4 protein-coding genes are annotated in these 5922 nt (G+C 68.0%); all 4 read left to right on the top strand.

Annotation, left to right across the window (positions count from 1 at the left end; genetic code table 11):
- Positions 1-1439 precede the first annotated feature (1439 nt).
- The 4 genes from ACZ5PB_RS43375 to ACZ5PB_RS43360 are packed head-to-tail and all read left to right on the top strand — an operon-like array spanning position 1440 to position 5393.
- The gene (locus ACZ5PB_RS43375; RefSeq protein WP_468699253.1) at positions 1440-2381 is read left to right on the top strand and encodes a Mu transposase C-terminal domain-containing protein; all 942 of its coding nucleotides are present in this window, start codon (positions 1440-1442) and stop codon (positions 2379-2381) included.
- Complete coding sequence (locus tag ACZ5PB_RS43370) at positions 2378-3202, top strand: AAA family ATPase (RefSeq protein ID WP_468699251.1); 825 nt, start codon at positions 2378-2380, stop codon at positions 3200-3202. Before ACZ5PB_RS43375 ends, ACZ5PB_RS43370 begins: the two co-directional genes overlap by 4 nt.
- On the top strand, positions 3196-4011 hold the full coding sequence (locus ACZ5PB_RS43365) for an AAA family ATPase (protein WP_468699250.1): 816 nt from the start codon (positions 3196-3198) through the stop codon (positions 4009-4011). The genes ACZ5PB_RS43370 and ACZ5PB_RS43365 overlap by 7 nt, the downstream gene beginning before the upstream one ends.
- Positions 4008-5393, top strand: a complete 1386-nt coding sequence (locus ACZ5PB_RS43360) for a hypothetical protein (protein ID WP_468699249.1) — start codon at positions 4008-4010, stop codon at positions 5391-5393. Before ACZ5PB_RS43365 ends, ACZ5PB_RS43360 begins: the two co-directional genes overlap by 4 nt.
- Positions 5394-5922: the final 529 nt, after the last annotated feature.

Raw genomic sequence — 5922 nt, 5'->3', positions numbered from 1 at the left:
AATTTTCCCTCCAGGCGATTGGGATTGTGCTGGGTTCACTCAAACGACTCCTCTCCATCTGGTTTCGGTCTCGATTGTTCCCCTAGAGGGGAAAGAAGTGGACGAAAACGTCACTTGAATGGCGCTGAGCGTCATTCAGGATGGCTCTGACCTGCGGTTTCCTTGATATCCCCTGTATCTATTATTTTAGAAGTCCTAACAGCATGAAGGAATAATCGGGGAAGGAGTTGCGCGCTGGCTGCGCCGGCTTGGGGCTTACCTCTGCGGGTGGTCGCGTTCAGCGCGGAACTCGTCCAAGAGGGAGAAGAACATCTCCATCGCTGGGGTACCCGTCGCCTCGGCAGCCCGTTCGATCTCGACTGCCCAGCCCAGGCTGCTGGGGTGTGAGGTTCGGGGGAGGGGTGTTCGGGGTGTTCGGGTTCTCTCGCCAGTGATGCGGGTTTGTGTTTGTGCTGGTCGTTGGCCATGCCGACGGGTTGATCTTGGTGGTGTTGTTCCGGATTCGGTGGTGAGTGATCCCGGATTTGTCGGTGGTGTGGTCGTCGAGTCTCCTTTGCGGCGTGCTTTATAGCGTGTGTGTGCCCGAGCCGGGGGCGGATCGAGTGGGTGCCACTCGTCTTGGGGAGATCGCGGTCTGTCTCCCGGGGCGTGGGCTCTAGCGTCACTGCCAGTGCGCCCGCCCAAGGGGTGCCCGTGAACTGCCCCGTGTCGGGGCGAGAGTTGACGCCCCGGAGGATGGTGTTGTGATCATTGTTTGGCTACCGGTTCGTCCTCTGCGTGGGGTGCGGTACCGGTGACGGCGGCTGGCGACGTGTCCGGGACTGCGGATGACGGTTTGGGCCGGCATCGGGATGAGTTGCGGCCCGCGGCGGTGGCCCAGCTGCTACGGCTGCGGGCCGCGGGGGAGTTACGGACGGCGCACGTCACGCTGGTCGCTGACGCGGTGGGCGTGCACAGAAGGACGGTGTGGAGCTGGCTGGCCCAAGCGGAGGAGACCGGCAGCCCGGAGAAGCCGGAACGCCGCCGGTTCCGTATCACCGAGGAGATCATCGATGTCCTCGCTGACTATCAGGGCAACGTGAAACGCGCTCATGAGCGCCTGGTCGAGGTAGCGGTGGCGGCGGGGGAGAAGCCGGTCGGTCTGACGACGCTGCATGACGCGATCGCCCGGGATCTCGATCCGGGTTTCATGGCGGGACTGCGCCAGGGGATTCCGGCGGCCCGGGGGTTCGATCCGGCATTCCAGCGGCCGGTGGTGGCACGGAATGAGGTCTGGGAGGGCGACCACAAGCAGGCCGAGACCATCGTGACGATGCCCGATGGCAAGCCGTCGAGGGTGTGGGTGACATGGTTCGAGGACCGCGGCACGGGCTATGTGATGGGCTGGGCGGTCACCGCCGGGTCCGCGCACCGTGGTTCGGTCCTGGCCGCTGTACCGCATGGCCGTGCTGCGCGAGGATCCCTACGGCCCGCCGGGCGGACTGCCGCACCTGGTGCGCGTCGATGGCGGCGCCGACTTCCTGTCCAAGACCGTCCGGCGTGCGTTCGGGCTGCTGGGCGTTCCGGTCCACCGGGTGCGCAGCGCCCGCCACAAGGGCGGCATCGAGCGCCTGAACCACACCAGCATGACCCGCTTCTTCGCGGACCTGCCCCGCTACACGAAAGCACCCCGCCTCGATCACCGCCGCCGCCTCGGCGACACGGACCCGCCGCTGACGTTCGAGGAGTTTGTGCGTCTGCTGGGGGAGTGGGTCCACCGGCACAACACCCAGCACGTCCTCAAGCGCACCGGTATGACACCGCTTGCCGCCTGGCAGGCCGATGAGGCCGAGATCCGGCCCGAGCCCAGCGCGTCCGAGCTGCGCGCCCTGATGCTGGAGAGCGATCACAGGGCCCGCAAGATCACCAGCCATGGGGTCGAGTTCGCGGGACGCTGCTACATGCCCGAGAACGGGGCAGGACGGATCGGACTCGAGGTCCGTGTGCGGTGGATGCCGCACCACCACCACGAGATCGACCTGTACACCTTCCGCGGCAACCGTTACCTCGGCCGGGCCTTCCTGAGCAACGAAGCCAGTGAGGAACTGCGCGCCAAGGTGCTCCTCGAACGCGACGAGCACAGCAAGGTTCTGCGCCAGGCCCTGAAGCGCGCCGGTGAGCGCCGGCGGGAACGGCATCTGCCGTCCACTCGGCCCGAGGCACCCGTGCGTGCCCTGCGGATGACCGAGCAGGAGGCCCGCGCCGAGCTCGAAGGCATCACGCCGCCCGCCGCCCGCCGCCGGCGTGAGGTCCCCTACCGCCCCCTGACCCCCCTCCCCGCCGCATGGAAACGCCCCGGCCCAGCTCCCATCGACACCGCAGCGAAGGACGATGCCTCGTGACCACTGCCCCCAGGCGCAAGCACATTCCCCAGCGCCGCCAGCCGGCCACCGCATCGCCCAGTGAGGCCTCCCGGCGCCGTCCCGATCTGCGCCCGCAGCACTTCCTCGGCCTCAAGGATTCCACCCTGGTCCCCACGGACACCTTGCTGCAGATCAGGGACACCGTCATCGACACCGTCGAATCGCGGGCCATGTCCGTGATCTACGGCGACCCCGGGCTCGGCAAGAGTTTCAGCACCCGCGCCACGATCCAGGAGATGAACCCGGACCTGATCCTTCCCCTCGACTTCGCCCGCTCCCGCCCCGGGCCGAAGGACCTGCGCGAGGAGCTGTTCCACCAGATGCATCTCAGCTGCAAGATGCCCGGCACGCCCACCGTGTTCGACAAGCTGCTGCGCGAGTCCCTGCCCCGGCGCCCGTACGTGATCGTGTGCGACGAGGCACAGCAATACCGGAGAGAGAATTTCGAGTTCCTGCGCAAGCTGTGGGACAACTGCGACCCCCAGCCGGCCATCGTGTTCGTCGGCGGCCGTGAAGCCTACGAGACCCTGCAGAGCGACCCGGCGCTCGCTTCCAGGATCTACATCCGCCTGGAGATCCTCGCGATGACCGAGGACGAGATCCTCAAGACGGTGCCCGATGCCCACCCCGTGTGGCGCGGTGTGGACGAGGCGCTGCTGAGACGGATCGACACCCAGTACGCGCTCGGCTCGTTCCGCGAGTGGGTCAAGGTGACCAAGCATGCGCTGAAGGGCATGGAGTACCTCGGCGCCAAGCAGGTCGACGACGAGGTCGTCGACTGGGCCCTGGCCCGATGCTGAACCGGACAACGGCACGGCCCACGCAGGCCGCCCGGTTTCCCCTTGCCGGACAGCCCGCGCCCCAGCACCTGCACTTCCTCCACCTGGCCGGGGCACGCACCGTTGCCACCCCCGGCCTTCACGCAGTCACCCGCGCACTCGCCGACGCCCACCAGCAGCAGCGCTTCCTCTGCGTGCTGGGCGACGCCGGAGTCGGCAAAACGTTCGCCGTCCACCACGCCGCCCACACCGGTTTTCCCCTGGCGCACGTCCCGCTGCATCTGAGGGCCAGACCCACCCCGGCCGACCTGCGCGCCCACCTGCACCACGCCCTCGAACTGGACGGGCCTGTGCCTGGCGAACCGGCGGCTGCCGACGCCCTGCTCCGCCGCGTGCTTCACCCCAGGCCGCGCATCGTGGTCGTCGACGAAGCCGACCGGATGCCCGAGGCCTGCTTCGAGTACCTCCGTTTCCTGCACGACGACCTTCCCGGCGGACTCTGCGTGGTCCTGATCGCCGGCCAGCGCGGTGAGAAGGCCCTGCGCACCCAGCAGATGCTCTCCACCCGCACCACGCAATGGCTGACCCTCCACCCGCTCACCCGCGACGAGATCCCCCGCGCCCTCCCCGCCCTGCACCCGCTGTGGCACACCGTTCCCACCGACCATCTCTGGTCGCTGGACGGCTACTTCGCCCACGGCAGCCTGCGCCGCTGGGCCCTGCTCACCCACCACGTCCAGCGCGCCCTGACCGCCACCCACACCACGCGCCCCGACCCCGACCTGCTGCAGCAGGTCATCCGCCGCATCGACACCTCCCACCAACCATGACCCCACCCACCCACACCACCGCACCGGAAGTGCCGCCCCTCACGCTGCTCCTGGACGCCAGCGACGACCGCACCATCCACCACGCCGCCCACCAACGTGCCCACCCCAAGAGCGGCCGCATCACCACCGACCCCACCCCGCACACCAACAGCCTCGCCTACCTCGCCCTGGACCTGCTGCGCGCCATGGGCCGCGACAGCTTCCTGACCCCCGACGCCGAGCGCATGTCCACCGACGCGGCATGGCGCGCGGTGACCTGCTGGACCCTGACCACAGGCCTTGCCGAAGCCATCGTGCTGCGCGCCCACCGCCTCACCCCCGAGCGCCTGAGCCGCCTAGCCACCTGGCGCACCGAGACCAGAATCCGCCTCATCCTCATCGCCCACACGCCCACCGAGGCCGACGAACAGCGGCTGCGAGAGCGCCTCACCGCCGCCCACCTCACCGATCTGAAGACCGTGCGCGGCACGGACGCCCTCGTGAACGCCATCGGCCCGCCCACTGCCCCTCGTCGCTCCTCCCCGCTCCCGCCCGATCGGGTGCACCCGCTGCCCGGCCTGCCCCGCAGCGACGTTGCCGCCTTCCTCTCCGGCTGCCGACGCCGCCTGAACGCAGCCGACTTCGCCCACGTCGACGGCCAGTACCAAGCCGGCTACGCTGCCGCCCGCACCTGGCTGGCCCGCCACCCCACCTCGCCCGACATGTCCCTCATCGAAGACGCTGACCCGCACGGGGCCACCGCCTGGCAGGACATGGAAGGCCTGCGCCTGTTCCTCGCCCGCCTCACCGTCTCAAGCCCCAGTCCTCAGCACACCCTCGCCCGCGTGCGCGGCGCCCAGGCCCACTTCCTCAGCCAGCAACTCCAACTCGACATCCCCGAGGACCTCGCCGAACGCGGCGGACCCGGCATCACCACCGTGCCGATCACCCCACGCGTGGCACACACCCTCACCACCCACCTCCCCAACCCGCTGCGCGCCGCAGCAGCCGCCGCCCTCCTGTTCACCGGCACCAGCCAAGGGCTGCTGTACATGACCCAGATCGCCAGCATCGACGAGCGCGCCACCCGACTGGCTATCGACCGCGATTCGAGGATCAACGTCGGGGAACCGCCCGGCCCACGCCACATGTACGCCATCCCACCCCGCGCCCGCCCCCTGCTCGAGACCGCCCTTCAGTTCCGCCGCCGCACCCCGCGCACCGCCGGCCACCTCGGACTGTTCGCAGGCTGCTTCGGCACGCCCGTCCGCTTCGAGCACCTCATCCGCGACGCCGGCCTCGACATCCCCGCCGTCCATCACCCGCACTCAGCAGAGGACTGGCACACAGCAGCCCGCTGCCGACACCTCAACACCACCGCTACGCCCCTGCACACAAAGTAGGGGCGTAACTCCCAAGAGCTGTCGGTGAGTTGAGGTGAATCAAAGCTGTGTTGCCTTCGCGTGTTCGACGAGGTGAAGGTCCCCCTGATGTTGTTCCGTCCGGTGCGCGAGCTGGCTACGCTCCACGCCACCCTTCACGACGGAACCCCACCCTCGTGAACTCGGCACACCCAGACAGATTGATCACCAACTCTCCCAAAAACAAGGTGAGTTGATGCATTGGACCCTGGGGGACGGCCAGCTTGGCACAGCTAGCGTCCCCCAGGGGGTGCCCCTCGACTTTTCAAAGATCCGTTAAGTTTTCTGCATCTAAAGGAGCAGAGAAGCAACGGCGAAACCACCACCTGGAACCCCGAAAATCTTCCCGCCCGCAGGAGGAGCCGGCCCACTCCCACTGAGCTGTGCTGGACAGAGAGAAGAGGTCTCCTTAACCCGCACAGAATCATCAGCCGAGCCAACCACACACTACAGCTGCGTAGTTAAGGAAGCTGCGGAGCAGATTCCGCCAGCCCGGATCGCGGAGCGATCC

It is taken from the genome of Streptomyces sp. NPDC032721, from assembly GCF_055579625.1.
This window is presented reverse-complemented; position numbering and strand designations above follow the sequence as displayed.

Excerpts from the sequence above, each read along its gene's own strand:
- ACZ5PB_RS43360 (WP_468699249.1), top strand. The coding sequence starts at position 4,008 with ATGACCCCACCCACCCACACCACCGCACCGGAAGTGCCGCCCCTCACG.
- ACZ5PB_RS43365 (WP_468699250.1), top strand. The coding sequence starts at position 3,196 with ATGCTGAACCGGACAACGGCACGGCCCACGCAGGCCGCCCGGTTTCCC.
- ACZ5PB_RS43375 (WP_468699253.1), top strand. The coding sequence starts at position 1,440 with ATGGCCGTGCTGCGCGAGGATCCCTACGGCCCGCCGGGCGGACTGCCG.